The organism is Streptomyces bungoensis (assembly GCF_001514215.1).
In the GTDB taxonomy this organism is placed as follows: Bacteria; Actinomycetota; Actinomycetes; order Streptomycetales; family Streptomycetaceae; genus Streptomyces; species Streptomyces bungoensis.
In genome coordinates, this window is record NZ_KQ948870.1 from 16,541 (window position 1) to 30,395 (window position 13,855).

The following is a 13,855-nucleotide window of genomic DNA, read 5'->3' on the forward strand; positions in this document are numbered from 1 at the left end:
CGAGTACGGCGTACGCGGTTTGAACATAACCAACCGAGTACGCTGTACGCAAGTATCTGGCGAACGCGTAGGATGGCTGCCGTGTCGGACTCGAAACCAATCATCTGGATGCGACCGGAGAAGCCGGCGCGAGGCCCCGCGCCGACGCACAGTCGTGGGCAGATCGCCGCGGTGGCGATCGACATCGCCGACTCGGAAGGCATCGCAGCCGCGTCGGTGCGCGCCATCGCCAAGAGGCTCGGCACCGGTGCGATGACCCTCTACCGCTACCTGCCGACCAAGGAAGACCTGTACACGGTGATGATCGACGAGGCGACCGGCTTCGAGCCGCAGGAGCCGACCGGCGATCTACGCGCGGACCTGACGACCTTGGCACACCGTCGTCGGCGGATCTTCCTGCGGCACCCCTGGCTCGCCCCGCTTCTCGCCACCCGCCCGATCATGGGCCCCAACTTCATGCGCGGCATGGAACGCGATCTCGCCGTTCTCACCGGCTGCGGTCTGGGCATGGACGACACGGTCGCCGTACTCAACCTGCTCCACTCCTGGATCAGCGGTGCCGTGCAGGCCGAGTTGACCGAGCGGGCGACCGCGGACCAGTCCGGCGTCGATCGCCACGCCTGGCGGCTGCGGATGGAGCCGTACCTCACGTCCCTGCTGGCGACGGGCGAGTTCCCGCATCTGAGCCGGATGGTCCAGACGTCCGAGATCGGGGAGGCCGACGAGCGGTTCGAGAACGGCCTGGCGATCATCCTGGACGGAATCGAAGCCCGGTTCTCGACGGTCACCGAGAAGAACGGATCGCGCCGGCCGATCAGCGGCACCGGCGGTGGTCCGCCTTCGACGCGGCGCGCGATCGTTCAGCGGGGCGCGCGCAGTTCGACGACGGAGTAACGACCGGCCGGTGTGACCGAGGTGACGTGAAGGCCGACGGCTCCAGCCAGTTCGCCCAGTTGCTCAAGGGTGTGCTGCCGGCCTCCGAAGTAGCCGAGCATGCGCAGGTCGCCCTCCGTCTGGACGGCCTGGTCGTTGAAGTAGTCCACGACGAGCACGCGTCCCGTCGTCTGCGCCGCGTCGGCGCAGCGGCGCATGATGCGGGCTGCCGCCGCGTCGTCCCAGTTGTGCAGGATGCTCGACAGCAGGTAGCCGTCCGCTCCGGCGGGAAGAGCGTCGAAGAAACTGCCCGTCACGGCGTCGGCCCGGTGGTCGAGACCGGCCGCCGCGATGGCTTTCTCGGCACGGCGCACGGGGCCGGGCAGGTCGATGACCGTCCCCCGCGGCTCGGGATGGGACTGCAGAATGGCGATCAGCATGCTGCCGTCGCCGCCGCCGACATCGACGACATGACGGAGTGTTCCCCACGGATACGCCTCGGCCACAGCGGGGGCGTGCGCCGCCAGCCTGGCGCCCATCAAGGCGTCGAAGGACTCGGCGCGCCCCTCGTCGGCCGACAGGTCGTCCCAGAACGTCACGCCATACTGCTGCGGGAACGCGGCCTCACCGGTACGGACCGTGTGCAACAGGTGGACGAGGCTCAACTCGGCATGGCCCAGGGCACCTTCGATATCGAGGATGGCCCGCATTCCCTCGGGTTCACCCTCGCACAGGTGGCGCCCCATGGCCGTCAGGTCGTAGCCGGCGGGGCCGGTGCTCGACAGCACGCCTGCGGTCACCAAGTGGTCCAGCAGCCGCCCCAGCACATCCTGGTTGGCGTCCACGGCCTTGGCCAACGCCTCGGTCGTCTGGGTGCCCGCGGCGATGTGGTCGGCCAACCGCAACGTCGCCGCCACCCGCACGGCCATCGGGGTCAGCAGATCAGCGGCTGCCCACACTCCGCCGCCTCTGGCGGTCGTCTCCTTGGCCATTGCCCCTCCTGACTCGTCGGTTCTCTGTTCGTCGGAACTGGCCCGGACGGTGGCGGTGCCGGTACGGCAGCTCACGGTCCGGCCGGGCGGTTCGTCGCCCCTCGCGCCGTGGCGAGGGCGCGCGGAGGCCGGTGTGTGCCCGGTTCAGAAACCGGCGCGCTCCTCCGCGTACGTCTTGGCGAGGCGGAGGTTGCTCATGCTGTTGCCGCTCAGCAGACGCCGCAGGTACCGGCGCGCCTCACCGACCGTCGTCGCGCCGCCCAGCTGAGATAGCGCCGAGCTCTTGATCGTGCTGGTGTGCCGGGCTTCGGCGATGACGCCCTCCGGCACTTCGGTGAACCGCCAGTGGCCGGTGTGCGCGTCCAGCATCGTCGGCAGCGAGATCTGCTTATACACGATCAGCTTGGGCGGGAGGCAGATCCGCACCGAACGGACGGTGTGCGTGCTGCCGTCCGGGCCCTTGGTGTCCATGTCGAAGAACTGGACGTTCGGCACGTCCTCGGTCATGGCGAGCCCCACCACGTGCGGAATGCGCTCGGGCCACAGGTCCGCCCGGTAGAGGTATTCGTAGGCGTCATCGACGGAACCGGCGATGAAAAGCGGGTCGGTGAAGGACACCACGAGTTCGTCCAGATCGGCGCGGCGCTCCGCCGTGTCGCGGAGCGTGGCGAGGCAGTCCTGGCTGTCCTGGTCGATGCCGTCCAGCAACGGGCCGAGATCGGCGCCGGCCGGCGCGCCGACGTGGTGAACCAGTTCGGCCCGGGTCCGGTTCGGCGCCAGTTCGGTGATGACCCACTCGCCGCGCAGGTCGGTGGCGGGCGCTTCGGGCTCCATGTGCGCGAAGGTGATGCGGCGTCCCGGCCGGTCCGTGCGGCGCACGGTCTGCCAGGTGCGGACGGCGGCGTCGCCGGCCAGCGCCCAGTGCCTGACCAGTTCCCCCTTCTCGTTGGAGTGGACCACTTCCGCGTGCACCGCGGACCGGTGGAACTGCGGCCAACTCGCGATGTCCGCGACCGTGTCGAACACCGTCTCCACGTCGGCGTCGACGGTGATGCCGTGGTCAACTCGCCGCTGTGTACTCGACACAACAAGACACCTCACAAGCGTCGTAGCGTCCGGATCCGTCACGCCCGACCATGTCCGTCCTCGATCGATCTCGCTTCGAGGACCCTTCGAGTTCATCGTGCGCGGCCGGCGCCGGCCGTTGATCAGGCGTCGATCCGGCGTCGAAGGCGCGGGCCCAAGCTGGGCGCGCTCGAAAGGCACCCCGCCCATCGTGAGGAGACGCTTATGCCGAGCATCATCACTGTCGGCACGTTCGACAGTGGTAACGTCGCCGACGTCACCAAGATCCTTCGGGAGTTCGATGGCGAGGTCGCTTCCGAACTGCCGCAGCTGCGCCGCAGACAGGTCTTCAGCTACAGCGACCTTTACGTGCACATGCAGGACTGGGACGTCGCCGACCCGGACGAGGCGTACCGGATCATCACCACCGACCCCCGGTGCATTCGGCTGAACGAACGCCTGTCGCCCTATTTCAGCGATTATTCCGCGACGGAGGACTGGGACGGCCCGGTCGACCGGCCGACAGCCGAGCGTTTCTACCTGTGGCCGGCTGAACAACTGGATGACCTGGAGCACACGTACAGCGCGGTCATCGTCAACGTCCAGCGGCAGGAACACATCCCCGAGGTGTCACGGCTGTTCGCGGAGTCGGATGCGACCGATATTCCGCAGAAGATGGGCACGCTGCGCCGCCAGATCTATCTGTGGCGCGGTATCTACCTGCACATCCAGGACTTCGCCGTATCCAACAGCATGGAGGCGATCAGCGAGGTGTGGACGGAGGGCGACCCGCGCTTCCTCCAGCTCGTCGATGACCTCACGGAGCTCATTCCGCCATACGACCCGCAAGGCAATTCGTTGGCCACCCGTTTCTACCACTGGGCTGCAGAGGTGTCAGCATGACCAAACTCCCGACCCACCCCGTTCGCCGGCAGCTCCCCGGCGTGCTGCCGGCCGAGTACGAAACGCTGCGGGAACGCGGCATCGGCCAGGTGGAACTGCCCACGGGCGCACTCGTGTGGATGATCGTGAGGCCCGAGTACGCCCGCATCGCGCTCTCCGACCCACGGTTCAGCTCGGACAAGACGGACGACCGCTTTCCGAAGCTGACCCCCAATTCGCTGATGAAGCTGAAGTACTGCGCGCCGTTCATGATCAACCTGGACGGCCCGGAACACTTGGAGAAGAAGAAGTCGATCATCCAGGAATTCTCCCCGGCAGGGCTCGCCCGGCTGCTGCCGCGTCTGCGCGTCGCCGTGGAGGAGAAGATCGACGAAATGCTGGGGCAGCAGACCAAACCGGTCGACCTGGTGGAGGAGCTGGCGTTCCCCATCGCCTGGCGGTTGCAGGAGATGTTCCTCGGTATCCCTGCGACCGAGCTGCGGATCATGCGGGAGAACGTCTGGAAGCTGCTGCTGGGCACCTCCACCGAGGCGGAGGAGAGGGAAGCGGCCGACCGCCTGAACGGGCACGCGATAGAGGTCCTGAAGGAGAAGGCCAACCACCTCGGCGACGACATGATGAGTCGCCTCATCCTGCAGGAACGCGAGAAGCACGGCGAGATCGACTGGTACGAGATGGCCCCCCTGATGTTGTCGAACGCCCAGGGCATTCACAACTCGGTGTCCACGATGATCTCGCTGGGCGTGCTTACCCTGCTCAACCACCCGGAGGAGCGGTCTACGCTGCTCGCCCAGCCGGAGCGGATGACGATCGCGGTGGACGAGATGCTCCGGTACTTCTCGGTCAACGACGGCACCCCCATGCGGCTGGCCACGGAGGACGTGCTCATCGGCGACACGCTGATCAAGGCCGGTGACGGTGTGGCGGTGCCGACGCTGCCCGTCAACCGCGACCCGTCGGTGTGCCCGTATCCCCATCGGCTCGACCTCATGCGGGAGGAGCCCGCCCGGCACATGGCGTTCGGTCACGGACCGCACAAGTGCCCGGCGGACCGCCTGGTGCCGGGCCTGCTCGAGATCGTGTACACGACGCTCTTCGAGCGGGTCCCGACGCTCGCGCTCGCCGTGCCCGAGGCGGAACTGACGTACAAGTACCACTCGATCCAGGCGTTCGGCCCGGCCGAGATGCCGGTCACCTGGTAGGAGTCACGCCCGCCATGTGCCCACCCGGGATCGGCCGACTGCGAGAAGCGACAACCTCGGGTTGACATCCTCTCCGTTGACAACTTAAGGTTGACACATGACGCAGATCACTCCGCCGGTCAGGCTCGATGAGCTGATCACGGCCATCACCGAAAACCACACCGACGCCCTCGACCAGCTCGCCGGCGCCGTCCTGCTGGCCGACCACATCGGCGAGGTCGCCGACCATCTCATCGGTCACTTCGTCGACCAGGCCCGTCGTTCCGGCGCCTCCTGGACCGACATCGGCCGCAGCATGGGCGTCACCCGGCAGGCAGCTCAGAAGCGGTTCGTCGGAAAGGCCGACACCAAGCCGTCGAACGCCTTCGAGAAGTTCTCCCAGCCCGCCCGTAGCGCCATCATCGCTGGCATGAACGAGGCCAAGGTGGCCGGCAATGCCGAGATCGTCCCCGTGCATGTCTTCCTCGGCCTGCTCGGCACCGAGGGCAGCGCGGTCGACGCCCTGCGGGCGCAGGGCATCGACCTCGACCACGCACGGGGCACGGCGGTGGCCGCCCTGCCGCCGCGCAGCGACGCCGATCCGCTGCTGATTCCGTACGACGCCCGCGCGAAGAAGGCGCTGGAACTGGCGTCGCGAGTAGCCCTGCGGCTCGCCGACGACACCGTCAGCACCGGCCACGTGCTGCTGGGGCTGCTGGAGGAGGAGGACGGCGCCGGGTTCCTGTCCTCGCTGGGCGTCGACGCGGCGGCGGCCGAGCGTTTCGTGGCGGAGGCCGCCGACGAATCGTCCGTCGCCTCGTAGCGCAACCGAACGGGTACGCAACGGGAGCTCCGGGCGAGGTGGAACCTGTCGAAGGTGACACCCCGCCCGGAGGCTCCCGCGCCCCACACCTCCCCATCGACCGGACTCGGCCCGTGGCGCCCAGCCCCCCTGTTCACCGCCTACCCGGGTGCGAGGGCGGCCGGGCCTCCCATGGAGGACCGGATCCCGTCCCCCTTCCCGACCCCGTACCTGCGGAGTGGTGAGATGGCTTTCGACCGGACACGGATCTTCGGCCCTCGGCGCCTGCGGAGGGCACATCAACCCGAGACCACGGTGGAAGGCCCCGCACCGCGGGCATCCCTCATTGCGCCGCGCCGGCCGGCCACCGCTCGTACGGGAGCGTTGGTCTGATGACGGCCCCAGGTACCGGCGGCCGCGTCGCTCTGATCACCGGCGCTTCGGGAGCGCTCGGCACCGCCGTGGCACGGGTCCTCGACCATCGTGGCTACCGGCTGGCCTTGCACTACACCACAGGTGAGGACCGGGCCCGCAAGGTAGCGGCCGAGCTCAGCGGGCCGAGCGCCCTCGTGCGGGCGGACGTCGCCGACTGGGCTGCTACCCGGGACATGGTCGACCGGGTACGCGCTGAGCTGGGAAGCATCAGCGTCCTCGTCAACGCGGGTGCGATCCGCCGGGACGGCCTCATGGCCACCCAGTCCGTCGACGACTGGACCCGGACCATCGCCGTCAACCTGATCGGCACCTTCCATACCTGCCGGGCGGCGCTCCCGGACATGCTGCGGGGCCGCTGGGGACGCATCATCAACGTCGTCTCACCCGCCGGTCTCCACGGCAGCCGTGGCCAGACGGCGTACTCGGCGGCCAAGGCCGGTGTGCTGGGAATGACCCGGAGCCTGTCCCTGGAGTGCGGGCGGTTCAACGTGACGGTCAACGCGCTGTCACCCGGACTCATGGCCACCGCGCTCACCGAGGAGCTGCCCGCCGAGGTCAGCGCCACGCTCGTGGCCCGGACCGCGTTCGGCCGCATGGGCACGCCCGACGAGGTGGCCCGCGGCATCGAACTGCTGCTGGACGCCGACTACATGACCGGTCAGGTGCTGTCCATCGACGGGGGCATGTCGATCTCGTGACCACCGTGCAGGACGGCCGCCCCACGCGCCCCGCTGGCGGAGTTCCCCGGAGCCTTCCGCGCGCGAAGTCAGGTCACCGGAACGGGACCTGATCAAAGGATCGGCACTCAGGCCGCCGAGCAGGTCCGCCGTCGGGTGTGAAGCCACGCTCCGCCAGAACCAGCGGCGAACGAACGTCGAGGCATTTCCCCAACCGTCCCTCCCGCAATCGAGGCAGAGCGTTCGCGACCCGCGCCCCGCTGCGAAAGCGCAGGTGAGACACGTGGCGGGAACCTGCAGCATGCTCCACGCGATGGACCTGCGGAAACATGTCGGCACGACGCACCCGCAACCTTGGGAAGCAGAAAATCAGCAGGTCAGAGACCCCTTGCTGCGGGCTCCAGAATCGCCACGCACTCCACGTGCGACGTCATCGGGAACAGGTCGAACGCCCGCAGCGTCCGCACCCGGTACCCGCCGTCCCGGAAGTAGCCCAGGTCTCGGGCCAGCGCGGCGGGGTCGCAGGCGACGTAGGCGATGCGGCGGGCGCCGAGGGTGGACAGGTGCTGGACCGTGGAGCGGCCGGCGCCGGAGCGCGGCGGGTCGAGGACGATCAGGTCGACCTCGGTGATGCCCGTGCGCGGGAGGACCGACTCGACCTTGCCCTGTTCGATGCGGACCCGCGGGAAGCCCTCCAGGTTGTGCCGCGCGTCCTCCACGGCCCGCTTGCCGGACTCGATGCCGAGGACCGCGCCCTGGTCGCCGAGGCGGTCGGCCAGGGCTCCGGCGAACAGGCCCGCACCGCAGTAGAGGTCCAGGGCCGTCTCGCCCTTGCGCGGGAGCAGGCCCTGCATGACCGCCGTCACCAGGGTGTCCGCCGCCTTCGGGTGGACCTGCCAGAAACCGCCGGCTCCGACGCGGTAGGTGCGGCCGTCGGCGCGCTCGCGGACGAAGGGGCGGCCGTGGACGCGGTGGACGCCGCCGGACTTCTCGTCGACCCGGAGGACCGAGACCGGCTTGTCCAGTTCGACCAGGGGCAGGCGGCCGCCGGGGCGCGGGGTGAGGATCACCTGGCGGTCCTGCGAGCCCGTCGCCGCGATCGCCTCGACCGACTCCATGCCGGTCCAGTCGCGCTTCTCGATGCCCAGCTCGCTGACGCCCTCAGCGGCGATCATGCAGTGGTCGATGCGCTCGATCTCGTGCGAGCGGTGCCGGCGCAGGCCCGCGTGGCCCTCGGCGTCGACGGCGTACTGGACGCGGGTGCGCCACTGCGGGACCTGGCCGGCGGGCAGCTTGTCGCCCTCGGCCGGCATCACCGTGCCGTCCCAGCCGGCCTCCTCGGGGGTGAGCCCGGCGAGCCGCTCGAGCTGCTCGGCGATCACCTCGCCCTTCAGCCGCCGCTGGGCGCCCGGCTTGGCGTGCTGCCAGTCGCAGCCGCCGCAGCGGCCGGGCCCGGCGAACGGGCAGGGCGCCTCGACCCGGTCCTTGGAGGCCTCCAGGATCCGTACCGCGTCCGCGCGCAGGAAGCGGGCGCCCTCCTCCCCCTCGGTCACCCGGGCCACCACCCGCTCGCCCGGCAGCGTGTGCCGGACGAACAGCACCTGCCCCTCGTGGGTGCGGGCGATGCAGTGGCCGCCGTGGGCGACGGGGCCGATCTCGACCTCGTACTCCTCGCCCACCAGAGACTTCGTCGGTTCTGCCTGCATGGTGGGGTGACTCCAGATCGGGGAGGGGAAAGGGAAGGGGCCGGCAGGGCCGGGGACCCGGGACGCGAAGGAGGCCGTGGTCCGGTGGGCCTGACAACAGCCCACCAGTCTACGGCCTCCCCGGCAGCCCGCGGTCCTCAGTCCTTGGCGGCCGACGGCTCCTTCGGCCGTTCCACCGCCGGGCCGCGCCGGACGGCGCCCGGCGCGCTCCACTCCTGGCGCCTGCGGGCCCGGTTGCGCGCCGCCTCGGAGGAGGCCAACTGGTAGGGGACGGAGGTCACCATCACGCCGGCCGTGAAGAGCAGGCGGCCCTTCAGGCGCAGGGCGCTCTGGTTGTGCAGCAGGTGCTCGTACCAGTGGCCGACCACGTACTCGGGGATGATCACCGAGACCGCGTCGCGCGGCGACTCCTTGCGCAGGCTCTTGACGTACTCGATGATCGGCCGGGTGATCTCGCGGTACGGCGAGTCCAGCACCTTCAGCGGTACGTCGATGCCGCGCCGCTCCCACTCTTCGCGCAGCGCCTTCGTCTCCGCCGGGTCGACGTTGACGGTGAGCGCCTCGAGGGTGTCCGAGCGCATCAGCTTGGCGTAGGCCAGGGCGCGCAGGGTGGGGCGGTGGATCTTGGAGATCAGGACCACCGAGTGCACCCGGGACGGCCGGACGCTGTCGTCGCTCGGGCCCTCGGGGGCCGCGATCTCCTCGGCGACGCGGTCGTAGTGCTTACGGATCGCGGTCATCGTCGCGTAGAAGATGCACATGCCCATGAGGGCGACCCAGGCGCCGTGCGTGAACTTGGTGACCAGGACGACGACCAGCACCAGGCCGGTCAGGCAGGCGCCGAACGCGTTGATCGCGCGGGAGCGGATCATGTGGCGGCGCTTGGCCTGGTCCTTCTCGACGGCCAGGTGCCGGTTCCAGTGCCGGACCATGCCCGTCTGGCTGAGCGTGAAGGACACGAACACGCCGACGATGTACAGCTGGATCAGGCGCGTGGAGTCGGCGCCGTAGATGACCACCAGCAGCGTCGCCGTGCCCGCGAGCAGCACGATGCCGTTGGAGAAGGCCAGGCGGTCGCCGCGGGTGTGCAGCTGGCGCGGCAGGTAGCGGTCCTGGGCGAGGATCGAGCCGAGCAGCGGGAAGCCGTTGTACGCGGTGTTCGCCGCCAGGAACAGCACCAGCGCGGTGGCCGCCGCCAGCAGGACGAACAGGAAGCTGCCCTTGCCGAACACCGCCTCGGCGACCTGCGAGATGACCGGGTTCTGGACGTATCCGGAGCCGATCGGATTGCCGTTCTTCAGCAGATCCGTGGCCGGGTTCTCGGCCATGCGGACGTTGGTCGTCGCGGCCAGGGCGATGATGCCGCAGAACATGGTCACGGCCAGCAGGCCCATCATCGAGAGCGTGGTCGCCGCGTTCTTCGACTTGGGCTTGCGGAAGGCCGGCACGCCGTTGGAGATCGCCTCCACGCCGGTGAGCGCGGCACAGCCGGAGGAGAAGGCGCGCAGCAGCAGGAAGATCAGGGCGAAGCCCGCGAGTCCCTGGTGCTCGGCCTTGATCTGGTAGTCGGCGGTGGGGGCCCGCATGGTGTCGCCGAGGACCAGGCCGCGGAAGGCGCCCCAGGCGATCATGACGAAGACGCCGCCGACGAACACGTACGTCGGGATCGCGAAGAGCTTGCCCGACTCCTTCACGCCGCGCAGGTTCATCAGCGTCAGCAGCACGATCACGACGACCGCGCACAGCACCTTGTGCTGGACCACGAAGGGGATCGCGGAGCCCAGGTTCTCGATGCCGGAGGCGATGGACACGGCCACGGTCATGACGTAGTCCACGAGCAGGGCGCTGGCGACCGTCAGGCCGGCCTTCGCGCCCAGGTTCGTCGTCGCCACCTCGTAGTCGCCGCCGCCGCTCGGGTAGGCGTGCACGTTCTGCCGGTAGGAGGCGACGACGGTGAACATCAGCACGACGACCGCGAGCGCGATCCAGGGGCTGAAGTGGTACGCCGACACGCCCGCGATGGACAGGACCAGCAGGACCTCCCCCGGCGCGTAGGCGACGGAGGACAGCGGGTCGGAGGCGAAGACGGGCAGTGCGATGCGCTTCGGCAGGAGAGTTTCGCCCAGCCGGTCACTGCGCAGAGCCCGCCCGATCAGAATCCGTTTGGGCACGTCGGTCAGTTTGGACACGACAGAGGATCGTATGCCTTCGAACACGCAGCCGCCCACCCGGCACCCTGTTTATTCCCGCGATCTGCCTCACGAGTGAAAACAGGGGCGCACGTGACTGCGGATTCCGTGGTCCGCGCGCTCTCCGTGCCTAGATGGCAAACCCGTGTCCGTCACCGCACTTCGGAGGTCCCATGCCCGCGACCGCAGAGCTGATCGGGGCCGCGGTCGCCCTGGTCGGCCTCGGAATCCTGACCCTGTGCAGCGTGCGCAGCATCACGCGCCGCGAGGCCCCGCCGCTGGCCGCCGACGGCGAGCGGCGCGGCTGAGCCGGGAATCCGCTGCACGGGGCTGCCCACCCCGAACCGCTCGTGTGTAGCTTTGTGCGTCGGTCTGAGACCCTGATGCTGAGCAGTAACTTTGGGACACCGGAAGGACGGTCGTGCACATCGTCATCATGGGCTGCGGAAGAGTGGGTTCCGCACTCGCCCAGACCCTGGAGCAACAGGGCCACACGGTCGCCGTGATCGACCAGGACCCCACCGCCTTCCGCCGGCTGGGCCCGGGCTTCGGGGGCCGCCGGGTGACCGGGGTCGGCTTCGACCAGGACACCCTGCGCGAGGCGGGCATCGAGGAGGCCGGCGCCTTCGCCGCCGTCTCCAGCGGGGACAACTCCAACATCATCGCCGCGCGCGTCGCCCGCGAGATGTTCGGCGTGGAGAACGTGGCCGCCCGTATCTACGACCCCCGCCGCGCGGAGGTCTACCAGCGCCTGGGCATCCCCACCGTGGCGACGGTCCGCTGGACCGCCGACCAGATGCTGCGCCGTCTGCTGCCCTCGGGTGCCGAGCCGCTGTGGCGCGACCCCACCGGCGGCGTCCAGCTCGCCGAGGTGCACGCCTCCCCCAGGTGGGTCGGGCACAAGATCAGCAGGATGCAGGAGGAGACGGGCGTCCGGGTGGCGTTCCTGACCCGCCTGGGCGAGGCCGTCCTGCCCACCTCGCAGACGGTGCTGCAGGAGGGCGACCTCGTGCACGTGATGATGCGGACGGACGACATGGAGAAGGTCGAGGCGGCCTTCGCCGAGGGCCCGGAAGAGGAGGGCGGGCACTGATGAGGGTCGCCATTGCCGGAGCCGGCGCCGTCGGCCGCTCGATCGCGGGCGAGCTGCTGGAGAACGGCCACGAGGTCCTGCTCATCGACAAGGCCCCGACCGCCATCTCGGTGGAGCGGGTGCCCCAGGCGGAGTGGCTGCTGGCCGACGCCTGCGAGATCACCTCCCTGGACGAGGCGGCGCTCCAGCGCTGCAACGTGGTGATCGCCGCGACCGGCGACGACAAGGTCAACCTGGTCGTCTCGCTGCTCGCCAAGACGGAGTACGGCGTTCCGCGGGTCGTCGCCCGGGTGAACAACCCGAAGAACGAGTGGCTGTTCAACGAGGCGTGGGGCGTGGACGTCGCCGTGTCGACGCCCCGCCTGATGTCAGCGCTGGTCGAGGAGGCGGTGAGCGTCGGCGACCTGGTCCGCCTGCTCCGCTTCAGCCACGGCGACGCCAACCTCGTGGAGCTGACCCTGCCCGAGGAGTCGGCGCTGGCCGGCACCCAGGTCGGCGAGGTGCGGTGGCCGGAGGACACCTCCCTGGTCACGATCATCCGCGGCACCCGCGTGCTGACGCCGTCCAAGGAGGACTCCCTGGAGCCGGGCGACGAGCTCCTCTTCGTGGCCGCGCAGGCCCGCGAGGAGCAGCTGGAGGAGCTGCTGTCGGTGCGGCGGGACGAGGCCTGAGCCTTTTCCGGCCCACGACGGCGAAGGGCGCCCCTGCTGCCAGGGGCGCCCTTCGCCGTCGTACCGCCGGGAAACCGCCGGGGCCTACGCCTGCCGGCGGTGCCGGCCGCCCGCCGGGTCGCCGCTCTCCGCGGCCAGGGCGGCCTCGCGCTCCTTCTCGGCCCGCTCCGCTGCCTCCATCTCGGCGAAGACGTCGATCGGCGCGGGCGCCTTGGCGAGGAAGACCCAGGTGAGCCACACCGCCAGCAGGAAGGGCGGGATCTTCAGGGCCACGAGGACCCAGCCGAGCTGCGTGGTGTCGGCCCACCAGTAGAGCGGGAAGAGGATCGCGCACTTGGCGAGCAGGATCAGGCCCCAGGCCCAACTGGCCTTGGTGTACGCCTTCTTGCGGCCGGGGTTGCGGGTGCGCCAGGAGAGGTTCTCCTTGAAGACCGGCCCGAGCATCAGGCCCATCAGGGGCACGCCGGCCAGGGCCGTGACGAGGTAGGCCACCGCCAGGCCCAGCGTGTAGAGCATGCCGGGCAGGTAGAAGTTCTTGGCGTTGCCGGTGAACATCGCGAACAGGACGCCGAACGCCACGCCGAAGACGCCGCTCAAGGCGTGCTTGACGGTGTCCCTGCGCGCGAGCCGGACCACCACCAGGACCAGCGACACGACCAGGGCGGCGATCGCCGACACGTGCAGGTTCTTGTCGACCGTGAAGATCGCGACGAAGAGCAGGCCCGGCAGGACCGTCTCGACCATGCCGCGGACGCCGCCGAACGCCTCGAACAGCGCGGCCTCGGTCACCGCCCGCGCGTCGTCGGTCCGCACCTGTCCGGCGTCTTCGGTCGGCTTGTCGAGGGACGTCACCGGCTACTCCCGTCCGAGGGGTCGCAGTTCGTATTTCGGGTTGAACAGCACCCGGCGGCCCCGGCTCATCGAGATCCGGCCCGATGCGATCAGCTTGCGCCCCGGTTCTATGCCGACGATGGAGCGCCTGCCGAGCCACACCACGTCCAGCGCGGCGGTGCCGTCGAACAGTTCGGCCTCCAGGGCCGGGACTCCGGCGCGTGGCCGCAGGGTGACCGTGCGCAAGGTACCAGTTACGGTGACGATCTGCCGGTCCCGGCAGTCACCGATCCGGGTGCAGCCGGCCGTCTCGGCGTCCTCGCGCAGTTCCTCGGACTCCAGGTCCTCCTGCGACGTGGAGAGCCGGTCGAGCATGCGCCGGAACCGGCCGGCCGGCTTTTCGGAACGAGGAACAGCACTCATATCTGAAGCGTACC

Annotated in this window: 14 protein-coding genes; 8 read left to right on the top strand and 6 right to left on the bottom strand. The window is 69.6% G+C overall.

Features of this window, described 5'->3' with window-relative positions:
• Nucleotides 1–72: 72 nt before the first annotated feature.
• Entirely contained in the window at nucleotides 73–894 is an 822-nt protein-coding gene (locus AQJ66_RS29810; RefSeq protein WP_244162983.1) for a TetR/AcrR family transcriptional regulator, read from the top strand.
• Here the strand turns inward: AQJ66_RS29810 and AQJ66_RS29815 are convergent.
• Both AQJ66_RS29815 and AQJ66_RS29820 read right to left on the bottom strand, forming a co-directional pair.
• A complete protein-coding gene (locus AQJ66_RS29815; RefSeq protein WP_061928201.1) occupies nucleotides 861–1,865 on the bottom strand; it encodes a methyltransferase in 1,005 nt (334 codons plus the stop codon). The two genes, AQJ66_RS29810 and AQJ66_RS29815, sit on opposite strands and share 34 nt — an antisense overlap.
• A 144-nt stretch (nucleotides 1,866–2,009) precedes the next feature.
• On the bottom strand, nucleotides 2,010–2,951 hold the full coding sequence (locus AQJ66_RS29820; protein WP_061928202.1) for an aromatase/cyclase: 942 nt from the start codon (nucleotides 2,949–2,951) through the stop codon (nucleotides 2,010–2,012).
• Between the two features lie 204 nt (nucleotides 2,952–3,155).
• Here AQJ66_RS29820 and AQJ66_RS29825 point away from each other — a divergent pair, with 204 nt between their 5' ends.
• The 4 genes from AQJ66_RS29825 (at nucleotide 3,156) to AQJ66_RS29840 (ending at nucleotide 6,949) form a co-directional block, all read left to right on the top strand.
• Nucleotides 3,156–3,833, top strand: coding sequence for a TcmI family type II polyketide cyclase (locus AQJ66_RS29825; RefSeq protein ID WP_061928203.1), 678 nt, complete (start codon nucleotides 3,156–3,158; stop codon nucleotides 3,831–3,833).
• Nucleotides 3,830–5,035: a cytochrome P450 gene (locus AQJ66_RS29830; protein ID WP_061928204.1), complete on the top strand. Its 1,206-nt coding sequence runs from the start codon at nucleotides 3,830–3,832 to the stop codon at nucleotides 5,033–5,035. Before AQJ66_RS29825 ends, AQJ66_RS29830 begins: the two co-directional genes overlap by 4 nt.
• 97 nt (nucleotides 5,036–5,132) lie before the next feature.
• Nucleotides 5,133–5,837 (top strand): Clp protease N-terminal domain-containing protein, encoded by a 705-nt coding sequence (locus AQJ66_RS29835; protein WP_061928205.1) that lies wholly within the window; start codon nucleotides 5,133–5,135, stop codon nucleotides 5,835–5,837.
• Between the two features lie 371 nt (nucleotides 5,838–6,208).
• The gene (locus AQJ66_RS29840; protein WP_061928206.1) at nucleotides 6,209–6,949 is read left to right on the top strand and encodes a 3-oxoacyl-ACP reductase family protein; all 741 of its coding nucleotides are present in this window, start codon (nucleotides 6,209–6,211) and stop codon (nucleotides 6,947–6,949) included.
• A 356-nt stretch (nucleotides 6,950–7,305) separates the two neighbouring features.
• Here AQJ66_RS29840 and AQJ66_RS29845 read toward each other — a convergent pair whose 3' ends face one another.
• Both AQJ66_RS29845 and AQJ66_RS29850 read right to left on the bottom strand, forming a co-directional pair.
• Nucleotides 7,306–8,634: a class I SAM-dependent RNA methyltransferase gene (locus AQJ66_RS29845; RefSeq protein ID WP_061928207.1), complete on the bottom strand. Its 1,329-nt coding sequence runs from the start codon at nucleotides 8,632–8,634 to the stop codon at nucleotides 7,306–7,308.
• Nucleotides 8,635–8,771: 137 nt separating this feature from the next.
• On the bottom strand, nucleotides 8,772–10,823 hold the full coding sequence (locus AQJ66_RS29850) for an APC family permease (protein WP_061928345.1): 2,052 nt from the start codon (nucleotides 10,821–10,823) through the stop codon (nucleotides 8,772–8,774).
• A 173-nt stretch (nucleotides 10,824–10,996) separates the two neighbouring features.
• Between AQJ66_RS29850 and AQJ66_RS40720 the strand changes: the two genes are divergently transcribed.
• The 3 genes from AQJ66_RS40720 to AQJ66_RS29860 all read left to right on the top strand — a co-directional run bounded on the left by AQJ66_RS40720 (nucleotide 10,997) and on the right by AQJ66_RS29860 (nucleotide 12,587).
• Complete coding sequence (locus AQJ66_RS40720; protein ID WP_279617345.1) at nucleotides 10,997–11,131, top strand: hypothetical protein; 135 nt, start codon at nucleotides 10,997–10,999, stop codon at nucleotides 11,129–11,131.
• A 113-nt stretch (nucleotides 11,132–11,244) separates the two neighbouring features.
• The gene (locus AQJ66_RS29855; protein ID WP_061928208.1) at nucleotides 11,245–11,916 is read left to right on the top strand and encodes a potassium channel family protein; all 672 of its coding nucleotides are present in this window, start codon (nucleotides 11,245–11,247) and stop codon (nucleotides 11,914–11,916) included.
• On the top strand, nucleotides 11,916–12,587 hold the full coding sequence (locus AQJ66_RS29860) for a potassium channel family protein (RefSeq protein WP_061928209.1): 672 nt from the start codon (nucleotides 11,916–11,918) through the stop codon (nucleotides 12,585–12,587). Before AQJ66_RS29855 ends, AQJ66_RS29860 begins: the two co-directional genes overlap by 1 nt.
• A gap of 84 nt (nucleotides 12,588–12,671) precedes the next feature.
• On the opposite strand, the gene AQJ66_RS29865 is transcribed toward AQJ66_RS29860, so the two are convergent.
• Together AQJ66_RS29865 and AQJ66_RS29870 are read right to left on the bottom strand one after the other, a co-directional pair.
• Complete coding sequence (locus tag AQJ66_RS29865) at nucleotides 12,672–13,439, bottom strand: DUF3159 domain-containing protein (RefSeq protein WP_061928210.1); 768 nt, start codon at nucleotides 13,437–13,439, stop codon at nucleotides 12,672–12,674.
• A 3-nt stretch (nucleotides 13,440–13,442) separates the two neighbouring features.
• On the bottom strand, nucleotides 13,443–13,841 hold the full coding sequence (locus tag AQJ66_RS29870) for an OB-fold nucleic acid binding domain-containing protein (RefSeq protein WP_079060515.1): 399 nt from the start codon (nucleotides 13,839–13,841) through the stop codon (nucleotides 13,443–13,445).
• Nucleotides 13,842–13,855: the final 14 nt, after the last annotated feature.

Coding starts and splice junctions, on each gene's coding strand:
- AQJ66_RS29810 (WP_244162983.1), top strand. CDS start 73: ATGGCTGCCGTGTCGGACTCGAAACCAATCATCTGGATGCGACCGGAG.
- AQJ66_RS29815 (WP_061928201.1), bottom strand. CDS start 1,865: ATGGCCAAGGAGACGACCGCCAGAGGCGGCGGAGTGTGGGCAGCCGCT.
- AQJ66_RS29825 (WP_061928203.1), top strand. CDS start 3,156: ATGCCGAGCATCATCACTGTCGGCACGTTCGACAGTGGTAACGTCGCC.
- AQJ66_RS29830 (WP_061928204.1), top strand. CDS start 3,830: ATGACCAAACTCCCGACCCACCCCGTTCGCCGGCAGCTCCCCGGCGTG.
- AQJ66_RS29835 (WP_061928205.1), top strand. CDS start 5,133: ATGACGCAGATCACTCCGCCGGTCAGGCTCGATGAGCTGATCACGGCC.
- AQJ66_RS29840 (WP_061928206.1), top strand. CDS start 6,209: ATGACGGCCCCAGGTACCGGCGGCCGCGTCGCTCTGATCACCGGCGCT.
- AQJ66_RS29845 (WP_061928207.1), bottom strand. CDS start 8,634: ATGCAGGCAGAACCGACGAAGTCTCTGGTGGGCGAGGAGTACGAGGTC.
- AQJ66_RS40720 (WP_279617345.1), top strand. CDS start 10,997: ATGCCCGCGACCGCAGAGCTGATCGGGGCCGCGGTCGCCCTGGTCGGC.
- AQJ66_RS29860 (WP_061928209.1), top strand. CDS start 11,916: ATGAGGGTCGCCATTGCCGGAGCCGGCGCCGTCGGCCGCTCGATCGCG.
- AQJ66_RS29870 (WP_079060515.1), bottom strand. CDS start 13,841: ATGAGTGCTGTTCCTCGTTCCGAAAAGCCGGCCGGCCGGTTCCGGCGC.